The 14,217-nt window shown below is 62.2% G+C and carries 16 protein-coding genes; 8 read left to right on the top strand and 8 right to left on the bottom strand.

Going from position 1 to position 14,217, the window contains the following annotated elements:
- The first annotated feature begins 260 nt into the window (after window positions 1-260).
- The gene (locus NKI01_RS13635; protein WP_352895231.1) at window positions 261-647 is read left to right on the top strand and encodes a hypothetical protein; all 387 of its coding nucleotides are present in this window, start codon (window positions 261-263) and stop codon (window positions 645-647) included.
- A gap of 43 nt (window positions 648-690) precedes the next feature.
- Here NKI01_RS13635 and NKI01_RS13630 read toward each other — a convergent pair whose 3' ends face one another.
- The 5 genes from NKI01_RS13630 to NKI01_RS13610 form a co-directional block, all read right to left on the bottom strand.
- Window positions 691-909 (bottom strand): hypothetical protein, encoded by a 219-nt coding sequence (locus NKI01_RS13630; RefSeq protein WP_352963481.1) that lies wholly within the window; start codon window positions 907-909, stop codon window positions 691-693.
- A gap of 3 nt (window positions 910-912) precedes the next feature.
- A complete protein-coding gene (locus tag NKI01_RS13625; protein WP_031193315.1) occupies window positions 913-1,092 on the bottom strand; it encodes a hypothetical protein in 180 nt (59 codons plus the stop codon).
- 138 nt (window positions 1,093-1,230) lie between these two features.
- Complete coding sequence (locus NKI01_RS13620; RefSeq protein ID WP_036244132.1) at window positions 1,231-1,443, bottom strand: hypothetical protein; 213 nt, start codon at window positions 1,441-1,443, stop codon at window positions 1,231-1,233.
- Window positions 1,444-1,537: 94 nt separating this feature from the next.
- The gene (locus NKI01_RS13615; protein ID WP_023716638.1) at window positions 1,538-1,975 is read right to left on the bottom strand and encodes a GFA family protein; all 438 of its coding nucleotides are present in this window, start codon (window positions 1,973-1,975) and stop codon (window positions 1,538-1,540) included.
- Window positions 1,976-2,002: 27 nt separating this feature from the next.
- Window positions 2,003-2,302: a hypothetical protein gene (locus NKI01_RS13610; protein ID WP_352963478.1), complete on the bottom strand. Its 300-nt coding sequence runs from the start codon at window positions 2,300-2,302 to the stop codon at window positions 2,003-2,005.
- A gap of 51 nt (window positions 2,303-2,353) precedes the next feature.
- On the opposite strand from NKI01_RS13610, the gene NKI01_RS13605 reads away from it, so the two are divergent.
- Window positions 2,354-4,654, top strand: a complete 2,301-nt coding sequence (locus tag NKI01_RS13605) for an FdhF/YdeP family oxidoreductase (protein WP_352895229.1) — start codon at window positions 2,354-2,356, stop codon at window positions 4,652-4,654.
- A gap of 60 nt (window positions 4,655-4,714) precedes the next feature.
- Here the strand turns inward: NKI01_RS13605 and NKI01_RS13600 are convergent, their stop codons facing one another.
- Both NKI01_RS13600 and NKI01_RS13595 read right to left on the bottom strand, forming a co-directional pair.
- Complete coding sequence (locus NKI01_RS13600) at window positions 4,715-5,074, bottom strand: response regulator (RefSeq protein ID WP_352493917.1); 360 nt, start codon at window positions 5,072-5,074, stop codon at window positions 4,715-4,717.
- The gene (locus NKI01_RS13595; RefSeq protein ID WP_352856154.1) at window positions 5,071-8,175 is read right to left on the bottom strand and encodes a CheR family methyltransferase; all 3,105 of its coding nucleotides are present in this window, start codon (window positions 8,173-8,175) and stop codon (window positions 5,071-5,073) included. Before NKI01_RS13595 ends, NKI01_RS13600 begins: the two co-directional genes overlap by 4 nt.
- 148 nt (window positions 8,176-8,323) lie before the next feature.
- On the opposite strand from NKI01_RS13595, the gene NKI01_RS13590 reads away from it, so the two are divergent.
- Complete coding sequence (locus NKI01_RS13590; RefSeq protein ID WP_352493915.1) at window positions 8,324-8,521, top strand: hypothetical protein; 198 nt, start codon at window positions 8,324-8,326, stop codon at window positions 8,519-8,521.
- Between the two features lie 49 nt (window positions 8,522-8,570).
- Window positions 8,571-9,119 (top strand): response regulator, encoded by a 549-nt coding sequence (locus tag NKI01_RS13585; RefSeq protein WP_352547433.1) that lies wholly within the window; start codon window positions 8,571-8,573, stop codon window positions 9,117-9,119.
- Between the two features lie 29 nt (window positions 9,120-9,148).
- Here NKI01_RS13585 and NKI01_RS13580 read toward each other — a convergent pair whose 3' ends face one another.
- Window positions 9,149-9,421 carry a hypothetical protein gene (locus NKI01_RS13580; RefSeq protein WP_023716631.1) on the bottom strand — a complete coding sequence of 91 codons (273 nt, stop codon included), beginning with the start codon at window positions 9,419-9,421 and terminating at the stop codon, window positions 9,149-9,151.
- Window positions 9,422-9,659: 238 nt separating this feature from the next.
- Here NKI01_RS13580 and NKI01_RS13575 point away from each other — a divergent pair, with 238 nt between their 5' ends.
- Genes NKI01_RS13575 through NKI01_RS13560 form a run of 4 tightly spaced genes read left to right on the top strand, consistent with a single transcriptional unit; the run spans window position 9,660 to window position 14,216 of the window.
- Window positions 9,660-10,766: an NAD-dependent epimerase/dehydratase family protein gene (locus NKI01_RS13575; protein WP_352493913.1), complete on the top strand. Its 1,107-nt coding sequence runs from the start codon at window positions 9,660-9,662 to the stop codon at window positions 10,764-10,766.
- Window positions 10,763-11,842 (top strand): NAD-dependent epimerase/dehydratase family protein, encoded by a 1,080-nt coding sequence (locus tag NKI01_RS13570; protein ID WP_352482802.1) that lies wholly within the window; start codon window positions 10,763-10,765, stop codon window positions 11,840-11,842. Before NKI01_RS13575 ends, NKI01_RS13570 begins: the two co-directional genes overlap by 4 nt.
- Window positions 11,839-13,131, top strand: a complete 1,293-nt coding sequence (locus tag NKI01_RS13565; protein WP_352482803.1) for a TIGR04295 family B12-binding domain-containing radical SAM protein — start codon at window positions 11,839-11,841, stop codon at window positions 13,129-13,131. Before NKI01_RS13570 ends, NKI01_RS13565 begins: the two co-directional genes overlap by 4 nt.
- Window positions 13,116-14,216: a glycosyltransferase family 4 protein gene (locus NKI01_RS13560; RefSeq protein WP_352482804.1), complete on the top strand. Its 1,101-nt coding sequence runs from the start codon at window positions 13,116-13,118 to the stop codon at window positions 14,214-14,216. The genes NKI01_RS13565 and NKI01_RS13560 overlap by 16 nt, the downstream gene beginning before the upstream one ends.
- The last annotated feature ends 1 nt before the right edge of the window (window position 14,217 follow it).

The raw sequence follows: 14,217 nt of genomic DNA, 5'->3' as shown, positions 1-14,217 counted from the left end.
ATGCAGCCATGTATCGGCAGAAATCGACCTGCCAGCCCTGTTCCCGGCTCAAGTGGAGCACAGGCTGGATCACCTGGCAAGATATTTCAAGTCTATAATGTATACTGTTTGAGCTCGCTGTCCGGAGGGCAGAGGATCGCGCCGTCTGTGCTGCCGCGCCGCGCGACGGCGGGGACAGCTAACGATCCGCGCGGTTCGGTAAAAAACGTACAGACGTTTTTCCGTGACACATCGAAGTTGGCGGATTTAACTAAAATTACTTGCGATCTGCGCGCGCCGGCACGCCCACCCCCGATCCCCTCGCCGGTGCGCATCACTGGATCGCCCGCCGTATCGAAAGGTGCGGCGGGCTTTTCGTTTCGTTTGGCGGGGAGGCGCTTATGCGAGACTTGCCCAGGAATATCGACGCCGACGTCGTGATCGAAATCAGCAAGTTGCTCGACGACCGGGCGAAGTCCGTGCCGGTGCCGGTGCACAAGCTGGCGGCGATGATCCGGCTGGGCGTCGAAACCCTTCTGACCGATCACTCCATCGAGGAGCTGATCGTGGAAATGGCCGCGACGCGGGGGCTTCCGATGCTGTTCGATTTGCCGGTGGTCAATGTCGACAACGTCGTGCCGATTGCCTTGGCGCGCCGTCCCCGCTGACATTTCGCTCGAGCCCCATCGGTAGTCGCGTCGCCGCCCGACTTCACTTGTCCTGATGCGCCGGCCGAGTGTCGCCTTTCTTTTCGGGGTCATGGATATGGTGGCTGTCGCGTTCGCCGCCGCCGCCGGAGACCTTGCTGTGGCTGCGCAGGTCTGAATCGGCCGGCGGCTTTTCGACGCTCAGCGGCTTCTTGGCGTTTTCGTGCGCGGCGCCGGGACCGCCCTGGCGGATGCTGGCAGGAGTTTTCTTCGACGTGGACATGGCCTAGCGATCCTGGACGTTGCCTTGATGAGTGGTGTTGACCTTCGTATTGCCTTGCTGACCCTGCTTGTCGGGATCGGGGACGGTGGATTGCGGTGCCTGGTCGGCTGCTACCGATTTTTTGTCACCGGCGCCCTTTGGGCTCAGATTCTTAGGCGGCACAGGGGGAGGTTTCGTGCTCATGGCGTTTCTCCTTCCGCCACCCAAACAAGCGGCTCGGGAGAAAGGTTCCCGAGGGTCCGATACGAACGGCGATTGCCGCAACGAGCCGGGTCCATAGGCCGTGGCTTGGGGCCGGCGGGGTGCCCGCACAATCCAGGATTATTTCTTGATGATGTTTCCGTTGTTCAGATCGAAGGCCTGGGCGCCGAACGCCTGCCTGAAGAAGTCCTCCTGCAGATCGCCCCATTCGCCGAGATAGGCGCCGCAATTGCTGCAATAGATCGGCGTCGAATCCTTCGGATTGTCGGGAATCTCCATCAGGATCGTCCCGCACGCCTTGCAATCGAGCTTGTCATCCAAACGGCGGCCCATTGGCACATGATCGCGCGTTTTCAGCCGCGCGCCAATTGTCGTTTTCGTACGAAGCCAGACTGGCACGTTTTCCAACCAGCGAGGGGATCGAAACCTAGCGTTCCGCCGGATTTCCGAAGACCGGATCTCGCCGCCTCGAATACGTCCCCACCCGCGGCAGCTCGTCTGGAAAGTCGACCCAGGGCAACCTCATGTCCCAGTATGCGTGGGCCTGTGGCGGAAACCGTTCGGGGTGATCGAGAAAGCCGATCGCCAGATAGAGTTCGTCAGGCAGGCCCTGGTCGACATAGCCGATCGATGTTCCGCAATCCGCGCAGAAGGACCGGAGCACGCCGGGGGTTTTCGAAAAGGTCTTCGGTGCGCCGGTGAGCAAGGTGAATTCAGAGGGCCGATAGCCGACCCACACCGTTAGCGGGCTTCCTATCGCCTTGCGACAGTCGTCATCGTGATCGGAGCAAACCCAGAACGGCTCGCCGCGCATTTGCGCCGTTATGGCGCCGCAAAAACAGGAACCCGTTTCAGTTCGTGGCATTGGCTAACTTCATGGCTGGACTCGCCTTCACTGCTGGCCTGGCATTTCGGTATTTTCCTTCGGGTTCTTCTTGATGCCGGCGGCAGGCGAGGTCTCGGCCGGAGCATTGCCGCCCTGGTTCTGTTCAGCGGCTCTTTTGAGCGGCGAGGTTTGCCAGCCCATATCGCCGTACAAAAAGCCTATGAGAAAGCCGACGATGATGATGGCCGAAATCACCATCGCAATTAACGCGTTGCGTCGCTCCATTTCGCACGGCTCCTTTCTTCGAGCCGAACAAACCATGGCGGAAATGGTTCCGGTGGCACGGCGCGGAGCCGGCCGGAACATTCAGCCCCATGGCGGGTTCGTATGAGTGCTCTTCTACAGAGAATGGCTCGCATGAGACCCGCCGTAACCGATCGCATCGAAACCAAGAAATACGACCACCCGACAGGCGGCTGGGGATCGCTCAAATCCCTGGTCCGCAAGGCGCGAGGCGAAGGCCTGCTGTTGTCCGGGATATGGAGCACGCTGCTCAAGCAGAACAAGGCCGACGGCTATATGTGCGTGTCTTGCTCATGGGCAAAGCCAGCCCAGCCGAGGCCTTTCGAATTCTGTGAAAACGGCGCCAAGGCGACGATGTGGGACCAGACCAAGCTGCGCTGCGAACCCGCTTTCTTCGCCGAGCATTCGGTGGCGGAATTGCTCGATTGGCCGGACCACGATCTGGAGAAACAGGGCAGGCTTACGGAGCCCATGCGCTACAATGCCGCCGTCGACCGTTACGAACCGGTTTCCTGGGACGATGCATTCCGCGACATAGCTGCCGAATTGCGACGGCTCGATCCCAAATCGGTGGTATTTTACACGTCCGGCCGCGCCTCGCTCGAGGCCTCGTTCATGTATCAGCTTTTTGCGCGGATCTACGGGTCTTCGAACCTGCCCGATTCGTCCAACATGTGTCATGAATCGACCTCGGTCGGCTTGCCGGAATCGATCGGTTCGCCGGTCGGGACCGTGCAGCTCGAAGACTTTGCGAAATGCGACATGATGCTCTTCTTCGGGCACAATACCGGGGTGACGGCGCCGCGCCTGTTGCATCCGCTGCAAGAGGCACGTCAACGCAACGTGCCCGTCTTCACTTTCAATCCTTTGCCCGAGCGGGGACTGAAGCGCTTCAAGAATCCGCAAAACCCCATCGACATGCTGTCGCCCGGACCGGGCACCAAAATGTCCAGCGACTTCTTCCAGGTCCGTTCGGGCGGCGACATCGCCGCGATAACGGGCATCGCCAAAGCGTTGCTGGCGCTCGACGATGCCGCCCGCGAAAGCGGCAGGACGCGTGCCCTCGATACGGCTTTCATCGCCGAGCACACGCATGGCTTCGCCGAGTTCGAAGCCTTCCTGCGCAACACCCAGTGGAGCGATATCGTCGCACGATCGGGCATTGCGCAGGCCGATCTGGAGCATGTCGCCGAGGTCTACAGCCATGCCAACGCGGTGATCGGCAATTACGGCATGGGCCTGACCCAGCATCGGCACGGCACCGAGAACGTCCAGATGCTGTGCAACCTTTTGATGATGCGCGGCAATATCGGAAAACCCGGCGCCGGTATTTCGCCGCTGCGCGGCCATTCCAATGTCCAGGGACAGCGCACCGTCGGCATATCGGAAAAACCCGAGCTCGTCCCGCTCGACAAGTTCGCCGAATTCTACGCCTTTGAACCGCCGCGTGAGAAAGGTCTCGATACGGTCGAGACCTGCGAGGGCGTCATCGACGGATCGGTCAAGGGCTTCGTCGGGCTCGGCGGCAATTTCGTGCGGGCCGTGCCGGAAACCGGCCTGGTCGAGAAAGCCTGGCGTGGGCTCGACCTGCATGTCGAGATCGCGACCAAGCTCAACCGCAGCCATCTGATCGCCGGCCGGACAACCTATCTGCTGCCTTGCCTGTCACGGCTGGAAAGAGATCATCAGGCGAGCGGCGACCAAAGGGTGTCGATAGAGGATTCCACCGCCTGTATCCACGGCTCGTTCGGGTCGCGACCTCCGGCTTCGCCGCATCTGCTTTCAGAGCCCAGGATCGTCGCCGAACTTGCCAAGGCGACGGTGCCGGGCAGGAGTTCGATCCCATGGGATGAGTGGGTTGGCGACTATTCCCGCGTCCGCGACGAGATCGAGCGCTGCTACCCCCAGCATTTCCGCGACTTCAACAAGCGCTTCCTGACGCCCGGCGGCTTCCATCGCGACATCAAGGCGAGCAAGCGGGTGTGGGAGACGCCGAACAAGAAGGCCAATTTCAAGCTGCCAACTGGCCTTGAAACCGATCCTGACATCGATGTCGTCGGCCGCGATGTGCTGACACTGATCACGGTCCGCTCCAACGATCAGTTCAACACGACCGTCTACGGCTACAACGACCGGCTGCGCGGCATCAGCGGCACACGCATGGTGCTGTTGATGAACGAGAAGGATATCCAGCGCCTCGGCTTGAGCGCGGGACAGGAGGTCGATCTCGAAGCCAATGCGCAGGATGGCGTGGAGCGCCGCGTGCGCGGGCTGCGCATCACGCCTTTCTCAGTGCCGGAGGGAAATTGCGCCGGTTATTATCCCGAGCTCAACCCGCTGATTCCTCTCTGGCACAGAGCCGAGAAGGCTCATGTCCCGGCCGCCAAATCGGTACCGGTGCGGATTGTTGCCTAGGCGTTCGTTGTTCGCGGCAGGCACGCACTATGCGGATGTGGCTTGGTTCAAATCATGACCTCAGCCGGCTCGCGCGAGTTCATCCACGGCATTCAGGATCGCACTCTGGCTCGCCGGCTTCTGCACGATCCTGCAAGCGCGGAACCCGGCCGGAATCTCGCGTTCGCCATACCCGGAGAGGAAAGCGAACGGCACGCCTCGCCCCCGCAATGCCTCCGCGACCGGATAACTGGTTTCATCGTTCAACTGGATATCCAATAGCGCCGCGTCGATCCCGCCTTCGCCAACGAGCCGGAGGGCCGCCGTCACCGACGAAACCGGCCCAACCACCTGATGGCCGGCCTTGCGCAGGTAAGCCGCCGCGTCGTCGGCGATCAGCCATTCATCCTCGACGATCAGCACACGCACCTTTCCGGTCACGACGAGCCCTCGCGGGTCAGAGGGAATGCAATTTCCACCTCCAAACCATTTGAGCGGAAACTTGTTTCAACTTTTCCGCCCAGCCTGTAACCGATTTCTCCACGCAGAAGGGTAAGGCCGAAGCCGCTGTCGGTTGGCTCCTTGATGCGGGGGCCGCCCTTCTCGCGCCAGACGAGCTTGAAGGTGCCATCCGCCACCGACCATTTGACAACTATCCGCCCGGCAGGTTTCGACAGTGCGCCATATTTGGCGGCATTCGTCGCCAGCTCATGAATTGCCATGCCGAAGGAGAGCCCTTGCACAGGCTTGAGGCTTACCCGCTTGCCATCGAGCTCGAACCGTTCGGCCCCAAAGGGATCGAGTTCATGGCGCAGCAGTTCCTCGACGGAGGCTTCCGTCCAGCTTTCTCGCGAGAGCAGACTGTAGGCTCGTGACATCGCCTGCAGCCGGCCGATCAAGGCTTCGGCGAACTCGTCTTTCGAGGCCGAGTTTTCACGCGTCCGGTTGGTGATGCTGGCGACGACCGCCAGCATGTTCTTGACACGATGGTTCAGCTCCGAGATGAGCACCTGCTGACGCTCTTCAGCCTGCGCCAGCGTCGTCACGTCGATCAGGGTCACGACCACGCCCTGGATGCTGCCGCCTTTGTCCCGGTAAGGGTTGATGCGAACCAAGTAGAACCGGCCCTTGTCGTCGCGCGCAAGGTGATGGTTCAGGGTCTCTCCCGTCTCGAACACCGCCTGGATGTGCCGCTTCAACTCGGGGTAGTCGAGCTGGCTCGAAAGATCGGTCAGCGGTCGGCCGACATCGGACGGACGCAAGTTGAAGAACGACGACGCGGCGGGAGTGAAGGTCCGCACCACAAGATTGCGGTCGAGGAAGATGGTGGCGATTTCCGTGCTTTCGAACAGGTTTCTGAGATCGCTGTTGGCGCGGTCGAGTTCCTCTATCTTGCCAGTCAGCTCTGCGTTGATGGTGTTGAGCTCTTCGTTGAGCGACTGCATCTCCTCCTTCGAGGCCTCAAGCTCCTCATTGGTCGACTGCGCCTCTTCATTGACGGAGACGAGTTCCTCGTTCGAAGACTTTACTTCCTCCAGCGCGGTCTCGTATTCCTCGATGGTCGACTGCAGCCGCTCGCGCGTGTCGCGCAACTCCCGTTCGAGATCGGTCGTATCTTCGGCGCCGCGGCTTTCGCGTGCCGGATCGGAGCGGATCTGGGCCTGTCCCACCGGATTGAACAGGACGAGGTAGAGGGGCTCGCCATTGCCGCGTTCCGTGTACGGCTCGACCATCAGTGTAATGAACTGAAGCTGTCCGTCGTCTTCTTCGACCGCTATGTTCTCCCGAACGACCGTGCGGCGCGTCGTGGCTGCCTCCCGCAACGCGGCGCGCAGCTCAAGTCTCAGCCCGCGGCGGGCCAGTGTCAGCAACTGCCGGCTCGGGGCGCCTTGCGGTGCTTCCAGATATTTGCCCGTCCTCGCCGAATAGTAGACGATGTCGCCATCGCCATTGACCAGAACGTGAGGCGGGGCGAACCGCTCCAGCACCTGAGCCTCGATCGCCTGGCGTAGTGAATGGCTGGCGGCATCCTTCGTCGAGCCGCCGCGTCCGACCGGAAGGGCACCCGTGGGGCCATTGCCGATCAGAACCAGCGGCCGCGGCGTGGAATGTTCCCGCGCCTGGAAAATCCGATGCTTCTTGTCGACCGTGGCAAAAAGGTCGCCGTGCTGACCGACGCTTTCCGAGGTGCCGAGGAACAGATAGCCGCCCGGCCTCAGCGCGTAATGGAAGATTGGAATCACCCGGTTCTGGATCTGCGGGCCGAAATAGATCAGCAGGTTGCGGCAGGAAATCATATCCATGCGCGAGAAGGGAGGATCGCGGATAATGCTGTGCGGCGAAAAGATGCACAGTTCGCGCACCTCGTTGCCAAGCACGTAGCTCGCGCCGTCGCTGTTGAAAAAGCGTTGCCTACGTTGTGGCGAAAGCCCGTGCAGCAGCGCTTCGGGATAACGCGCCGCACGCGCCACCGCGAGCGCCGGCTCGTCGATGTCGGTCGCGAATATCTGGACGCGCGGCGGCGCGGAAAGCTTCTCCATACGTTCGCGCATCAGCATGCCGATCGAGAACACTTCCTCGCCGGTGGCGCAGCCGGGTACCCAGACACGCACCGCATCGGAGGCGTTCTTGCCTTCGAAAATCTGCGGTAGGATCTTGTCCTCCAGCAATTTGAACGCTTCGGCGTCGCGGAAAAAGCTGGTGACGTTGATGAGCAGGTCGCGAAACAGCTTCGCCACCTCGTCGGGATCCCTCTTCAGCCGTTCTATGTAGGTGGTGATCGACTGCAGCTGCGTGATCTGCATGCGCCGCTTTACGCGACGCAGGAACGTCTTGGTCTTGTAGCCGGAAAAGTCGTGACCGGAATGGCTGCGCAAAATGGCGTAGATTTCATCGCGGGCCCGATCCATCCCGGCCTTGTGTTCGTCGTCCGCCTCGGTCAGTCCGTGCAGCACATCGAAGCCGCGGGCAAACGCCTGAAGCTTTGCACCGATCTGCTCGGCGGGCGCCGCTATGTCGATCAGGCCGCTCGAAATCGCGCTCTGCGGCATGTCCGGATTGCGTGGGGCGGAACCGTTGGACGCCTGGGCAATGGTCAGCCCGCCATGCTCCTTGATTGCCCTGGCGCCGAGCGTGCCGTCCGAATCACCACCCGACAAGATAATGCCGACGGCATACTCGCCCTGGTCCTCGGCCAATGCGCTGAAGAAGATGTCGATCGGCTTGCGCTCGCGGTTGAGCGTGTTCGGCCTGCGCAGCGAAAGCGCGCCCTTGCGGATGGTGAGGACGACGTTTTGCGGCATCACATAGACCTGGTCGGGTTGGACCGCTGCGCCCTCCTCGGCCACGACGACCGGCATTTCGGTATAACGTCGGATGACCTCGTGCAGCAGGCTTTCCCGCTCCGGGCTGAGATGGGTGACGACGACGAACGCCATGCCGGTGCCGCCGGTCAGTCCTTTGAACAGGCCCTCCATCGCGGGAATGCCGCCGGCCGATGCGCCGACACCGACAATGGGAAATCTTCCATTCTGGGATGCCACGCCACGCCCCTGACAACCGCCGCGAACACAAAGCCGCCCAATCGGGCCTTAGACTAAGACCGCGCCGAGCCTCCGGCCAGCGAATAGTCTACCAACGGAACAAAGCACCGTCGGTGGGCATTAACATTTGACTTTGGAGGCGGTTCCAATGGCAAAACGACCACCTGAAATAAAGCCGGCCAAGCGCATCCTGTTGCCCTCGCCGGACCTGACCAAGTTCCCGGTGTCTGAGAACATTCCGCCTCGCCTGCTCGCGCTCGCGGAACGGTTGCAAGAGGTTCTGGCCCGTCACTTTGAACAAGTCTGCGCCGACAGCCGTAAAACCCGCAGGAAGAAGGATCAATGAGGTGCGCGACCTGCAAGGCTTGCATATCCTGATCGTCGAGGACGAATGGATGCTGGCGGGCGATCTTGCACGTTATTTCAGCAAGATGGGCGCCGTCGTACTTGGCCCCGTGGCGACGGTCGAACAGGCGTCGAAACACACGGAGGAGGCGGAAGCTGCGATCCTGGACGTCAATCTCAACGGAAGACGGGTATTCCCGATAGCGGACGAACTGATGCGCCGTGGCGTGCCGTTCGTGTTTTTCAGCGGCGATGAAGACATCGTTATTCCTGAGCGCCTTCGATATGCCAGCAGTCTCAGAAAGTCCTCGGACGGCCAGGCTGTTTTCGACGCTCTTTTTCCGGCCGAGACGTCGGCATCGAAAGGAGGCCGAGCGTCCGAGCCCTCAGACGACGTATTTTCGCTTCTGCCTAAGCTCCGGCTCGCGGCACGTCTGCTGCTGGGAGACATGGATGCTTCCGACCGGCTGGTCGAGCGAACGCTCGAGCAGGCCATCGGCGAAATCGACAACAGACGATCTGGTTCCTCGACAGAGGATTGGCTCAACGGCATCATGCGAAACATCGTCAAGGCACGTGGAGCAAACCTGCTGCACTAACCACGGCCGCCGCCGGCAACTAGACGATGTTAGCTTTTCCGGCTGCGCTCGACGAATTTGTTGAAGCGGCTGGTCTTTCCGCCGCTGGTCTCATCCTGGTAGAGGAAGGCCAGTTCGTTCTCATCGAAGATCCTGAAGAACTCGTCCCATTCAACGGGCTCAAACGTCTCTTCAGGCTCGCCGAAGTCGATGCGCAATATGCCGCCCTCGCCCTTGGTGCGCACCACCGCCGGCCGCCCGTCGCGGTCCTCGGCCCAGCGGCGGATTTCGTCGTGATCGGTGGTCGTCTTCGATTCAGACATCGCAATCTCCCTTCGATTCCACCGCGAGATCCCCCGCGTTGCACAACCAGCAGATGCATCGCTGCCCGGCATGTGCGCGCGGTTGGTCGAACATGGCTCCTAACACCAAGCAGCCTTCGATGTTCCCACGCCTGGTTGAAACCTACCCCGGCGAGCCTCCTGAACTTTGTTGAAGCAAGGGAACAAACCTTTCGCCCGGAAGTTTGGGGCGGCAAAGCCATTCGTATGAGGAGCTGTCGTGAAACGTATACTGGTCACGGGAGGCTGCGGTTTCATCGGCCGCCACGTCGCCCAGGAACTCGTTGAACATGGCTATGGGGTTTCAATTCTCGATGCGCTGCTGGATCAGGTGCATGGCGGCGAGGCAATCAGCCTGCCGCCAGGTGCCAAGCTGATCAAAGGCGACGTTCGCGATCGCGACGCCATCGCCGAAGCCGTCGAAGATGTCGACTCGATCATTCACCTGGCGGCTGAAGTGGGCGTCGGCCAGTCCATGTACGAGATCGCCCGTTATGTCGGCGCCAACGACCTCGGCACTGCCACGTTGCTGGAGGCGCTGATCAAACGCCCGATCGAACGGATCGTCGTTGCGTCATCGATGAGTGTCTATGGCGAGGGTCTCTATGCCACGCCGGACGGCCGGCGCATCGACAATGCAAAACGGCAGCCGGACGACATCCGCAGCGGCCAATGGAATCCCCTGTCGCCGGAAGGTGAAGTCCTGTCGCCGTTGCCCACCGACGAGCAAAAACCGGTCGACCTCGCCTCGATCTACGCGCTGACAAAATATGCCCAGGAACGTGCCGTGCTGATCTTCGGCGAAGCCTATGGCGTCGACGCGGTGGCGCTGCGCCTGTTCAATGTCTTCGGCGCAGGACAAGCGCTCTCGAACCCATATACCGGCGTGTTGGCGAACTTCGCCTCCCGCATCGCCAATGGCCAGCGGCCGCTGATTTTCGAAGACGGCGAACAGCAGCGCGATTTCGTTCATGTACGCGATATTGCCCTCGCCTTCCGGCTGGCGCTGGAACAGCCCAAGGCGTGCGGCCACGTCATCAACATCGGCAGCGGGCGCGCCTACGCGGTCAGCGAGGTCGCCCGGCTGCTTGCCGAGGCGATGGGCGTGCCCGGCCGCCAGCCGGAAATCCTCGGCAAGGCACGCTCCGGTGATATCCGCAACTGCTTTGCCGATATCTCGAAGGCGCGCGAACTGCTCGGCTTCCAGCCGCAGTACCGGCTGGAGCATTCGCTCGGCGATTTCGTCGCATGGGTGCGTAACACGGTCGCCATCGATCGCAGCGCCGAGATGAAGCGGGAACTCGAAGTGCGAGGGCTGGTGTCATGAGACCGGATTCACGCAATTTTCGCGAAGCGCCCATCGCCATTATCGGCGGCAGCGGCTTTATCGGCTCGAACCTCGCCGACAGCCTGTTGTCGGACGGCGAGCCGGTGCTGGTCATCGACAATCTGAGCCGTCCCGGCGTCGAGCAGAACCTCGAATGGCTGACGCAAAAGCACGGCAACCGCCTCGCCGTCGAAATCGCCGATATCCGTGACGCAAAGGCGCTCACGCCGCTGGTCGCAGGTTCGAAGGCAGTTTTCCACCTTGCCGCGCAGACCGCCGTCACCACGAGCCTGGTTCGGCCGGACGAGGATTTCGACATCAACCTGCGCGGCACGTTCAACGTCCTGGAAGCCGCTCGCTGCAGCGGCAAGCGCATCCCCGTCGTTTTCGCCAGCACCAACAAGGTCTATGGCCGCCTCGCCGACCTCGCCATGCGCGAAGAGGACGGCAACTACGCGCCTTGCGATGCGGGCATCCGTGTGCACGGCGTCGACGAGACGCGCGGCCTCGATTTCTGCACGCCCTATGGCTGCTCCAAGGGCGCGGCGGACCAGTATGTCCTCGACTACGCCAAGTCATACGATCTGCCGACCGCGGTGCTGCGCATGAGCTGCATTTATGGACCGCGCCAATTCGGGACGGAGGATCAGGGCTGGGTCGCCCATTTCCTGCTTAGCGCGTTCTCCGACCGGCCGATCACCATCTATGGCGATGGCAAGCAGGTGCGCGACATCCTGCATGTTGCCGACGCGGTCGCGGCTTATCGCGCTGTGCTGGACCGGATCGAGGCGGTCAAGGGCCAGGCATTCAATCTCGGCGGCGGACCGGAAAACGCTGTCAGCCTGCGCATGCTGCTGAAGGAGATCCGCGACATAACGAAACGGGACGTTCCGATTCGTTATGACCGCGAACGCACCGGTGACCAACCGTTCTTCGTCGCCGACACGCGCGCGATCGAGGCGGCGCTGGGGTGGAAAGCGCATGTCTCGTGGCAAAACGGCATCCGCGACCTCGCCGACTGGCTGCAGCGTCATCGCCTCGACCCGCATCCCGAACCGGCGAGGTACGTGGCATGAAGGTCGCCCTGGTCAATCCGTCCTGGACCTACCAGGACAGCATCTATTTCGGCTGCCGCCAGCCGCATCTGCCGCTCGAACTCGGCTATTCGAAAGCGCTGCTCGAAGCTGCCGGCCACGAGGTGCTGATGCTGGACGGGCAGATCCAGAAGCTCGACAACGCCGCGCTCGCCGATCGCGCCGCCGCATTCGAGCCTGACATAACCGTCGTCAGCACCGCGCCGACCTACCTGTTCTGGCGCTGCGCACCGCCCGAGTTGCGCGTGCCGGCCGATTTCCTCAATCATCTTGCCGGGCGCGGCGGTCGCACCGTCGCCGTCGGGCCGCATGGCTCGGCGACGCCGACGCCGACTTTGCGCAAGCTTGGCGTCAACATTGTCGTGCGCGGCGAATGCGAGGAAGTGGTCGCGGAACTTGCCCGGCGCGACGACTGGACCGCGGTGCCGTCCACCGCCCATTTCGAGGATGGAGAACTGGTCTCGAACGGCGGCGTGCATGCGAGCTCGTTCATCGATCACCCGCCGCTCGAATGGCCATCGGACTGGATTGCCGCGCATTCGCACCACCATCACCGCTTCGACGACAACCAGGTCGGTTTTGGCGCGGAGGTCGAGGCGTCGCGCGGCTGCCCGTATAATTGCAGTTTCTGCGCCAAGATCGATTTTCGCGATGCCTATCGCCGCCGGAACCACGAAGCAGTGATCGCCGAGATCGACCGGCTGATCGCACAGGGTGTCGGCTACATCTACTTCATCGACGAGATCTTCCTGCCGCAAAAGGCATTGCTGGAGGCGCTGGTCGATCGCGATGTGAAGTTCGGCGTGCAGACCCGTATCGACCTCTGGAAGCCGGAATTGCTGAAGCTGCTCGGTGCCGCCGGCTGCGTCTCGATCGAGGCGGGCCTCGAAAGCCTGACTGTGGAAGGCCGCGCCATGCTGGCAAAACGCTGCCGGCTGGGCACCGAGGAGCTGGCCGCGCTGCTGGTCGACGCAAGGCGCCACGTGCCGTTCGTGCAGGCCAATCTGATCGGCGTGGTCGAGGACGATCCCGCGCTCGTCGATTATTGGCGAAAGCACCTGATCGACAACGGCGTTTGGGCCAACGAACCGGTGCCGCTCTATCCTTATCCGAGTTCGCCGAGCTACCGCGAACTTTGGGGCGAGCCCGACGACCTCGCCTGGGAGCGCGCGCATGAACATTACCTCGCATCCTTCCGAACGTTCAGCGACATCCAGGAGAAGCGGCCGCGTCCGCTGGCCGAATTGGAGGCCACATGTTGCGGACACTGAGCCCGCCGCGTCGCATACTGATGACCGTCGATGCCGTCGGTGGCGTCTGGCGCTATACGCTCGATCTGGCCGGGCAACTGGTCGCCGGCGGCGACAGCGTCGTGCTTGCCGGGCTTGGTCCGGAACCGTCCAGGCAGCAGGCCGAGGAGGCCCAGTCTTTCGCGGCGCTGACATGGCTCAACACGCCGCCGGACTGGATGACCCGCAGCGAGCACGTTCTCGACACATTGCAGCAGGAGCTGCGCCCACTCATACGTGACTACGCTGTCGACGTCGTCCATCTCAACGCGCCGACGCAGGCGGCGGCGCTCGACGTGCCCTGCCCCATCGTTGCGGTATCGCATTCCTGCGTCGTGACATGGTTCCACGCCGTCAAGGGACAGGCGGCGGACGGCGAGTGGGCCTGGCAAAAGGACCGTAACCGGCGCGGTTTCGACAAAGCAGGCATGGTCGTTGCACCGAGCCGCAGCCATGCCGACATGCTCGAAACCTGCTACGGGCCGATCGCGCGGCTGAGCGTCGTCGGCAACGGCGCACGGCCGGGCGCGAAGGGCGAAAGGCGGGAATCGGTGGTTTTCGCCGCCGCGCGCTGGTGGGATGAAGGAAAGAACGCGGCGGTGCTTGACCAGGCCGCCTCCCTAACGCAATGGCCGGTCTTCGTCGCCGGTTCGCTGCAAGGGCCGGACGGCCAGCATGTTGGCTTCAGCCACGCCGTTCCCGTCGGGCCGGTACCACACGAGGAAGTGCGCTCGCTGATGGCGCGGGCCGGCATTTTCGTATCGCCGTCGCTCTACGAACCGTTCGGCCTGGCCACGCTGGAAGCCGCAATGTCGGCGACGCCTTTGGTGCTTGCCGATATCTCGACCTACCGCGAATTGTGGGACGGGGCGGCCATGTTCTACGACGCGCGCGATCCGGGCGATCTCGCCAGATGCATCAATGGTCTTTGCAGCGACACGCAGCGCCGGCGAGAACTCGGTGAGGCAGCCGCCCGCCGAAGCCGCAGATTTTCATTGGCAAGACAGGCGACCGCCATGCGCGGCGTCTACGACAAGGCGGCCCTGGCCACCATGGCGGATAGTTGAT

Source organism: Mesorhizobium sp. M0815 (assembly GCF_040319995.1).
Taxonomy (GTDB): domain Bacteria; phylum Pseudomonadota; class Alphaproteobacteria; order Rhizobiales; family Rhizobiaceae; genus Mesorhizobium.
Note: the sequence above shows the minus strand (reverse complement) of the source record. Positions and strands in the feature narration are given on the sequence as shown.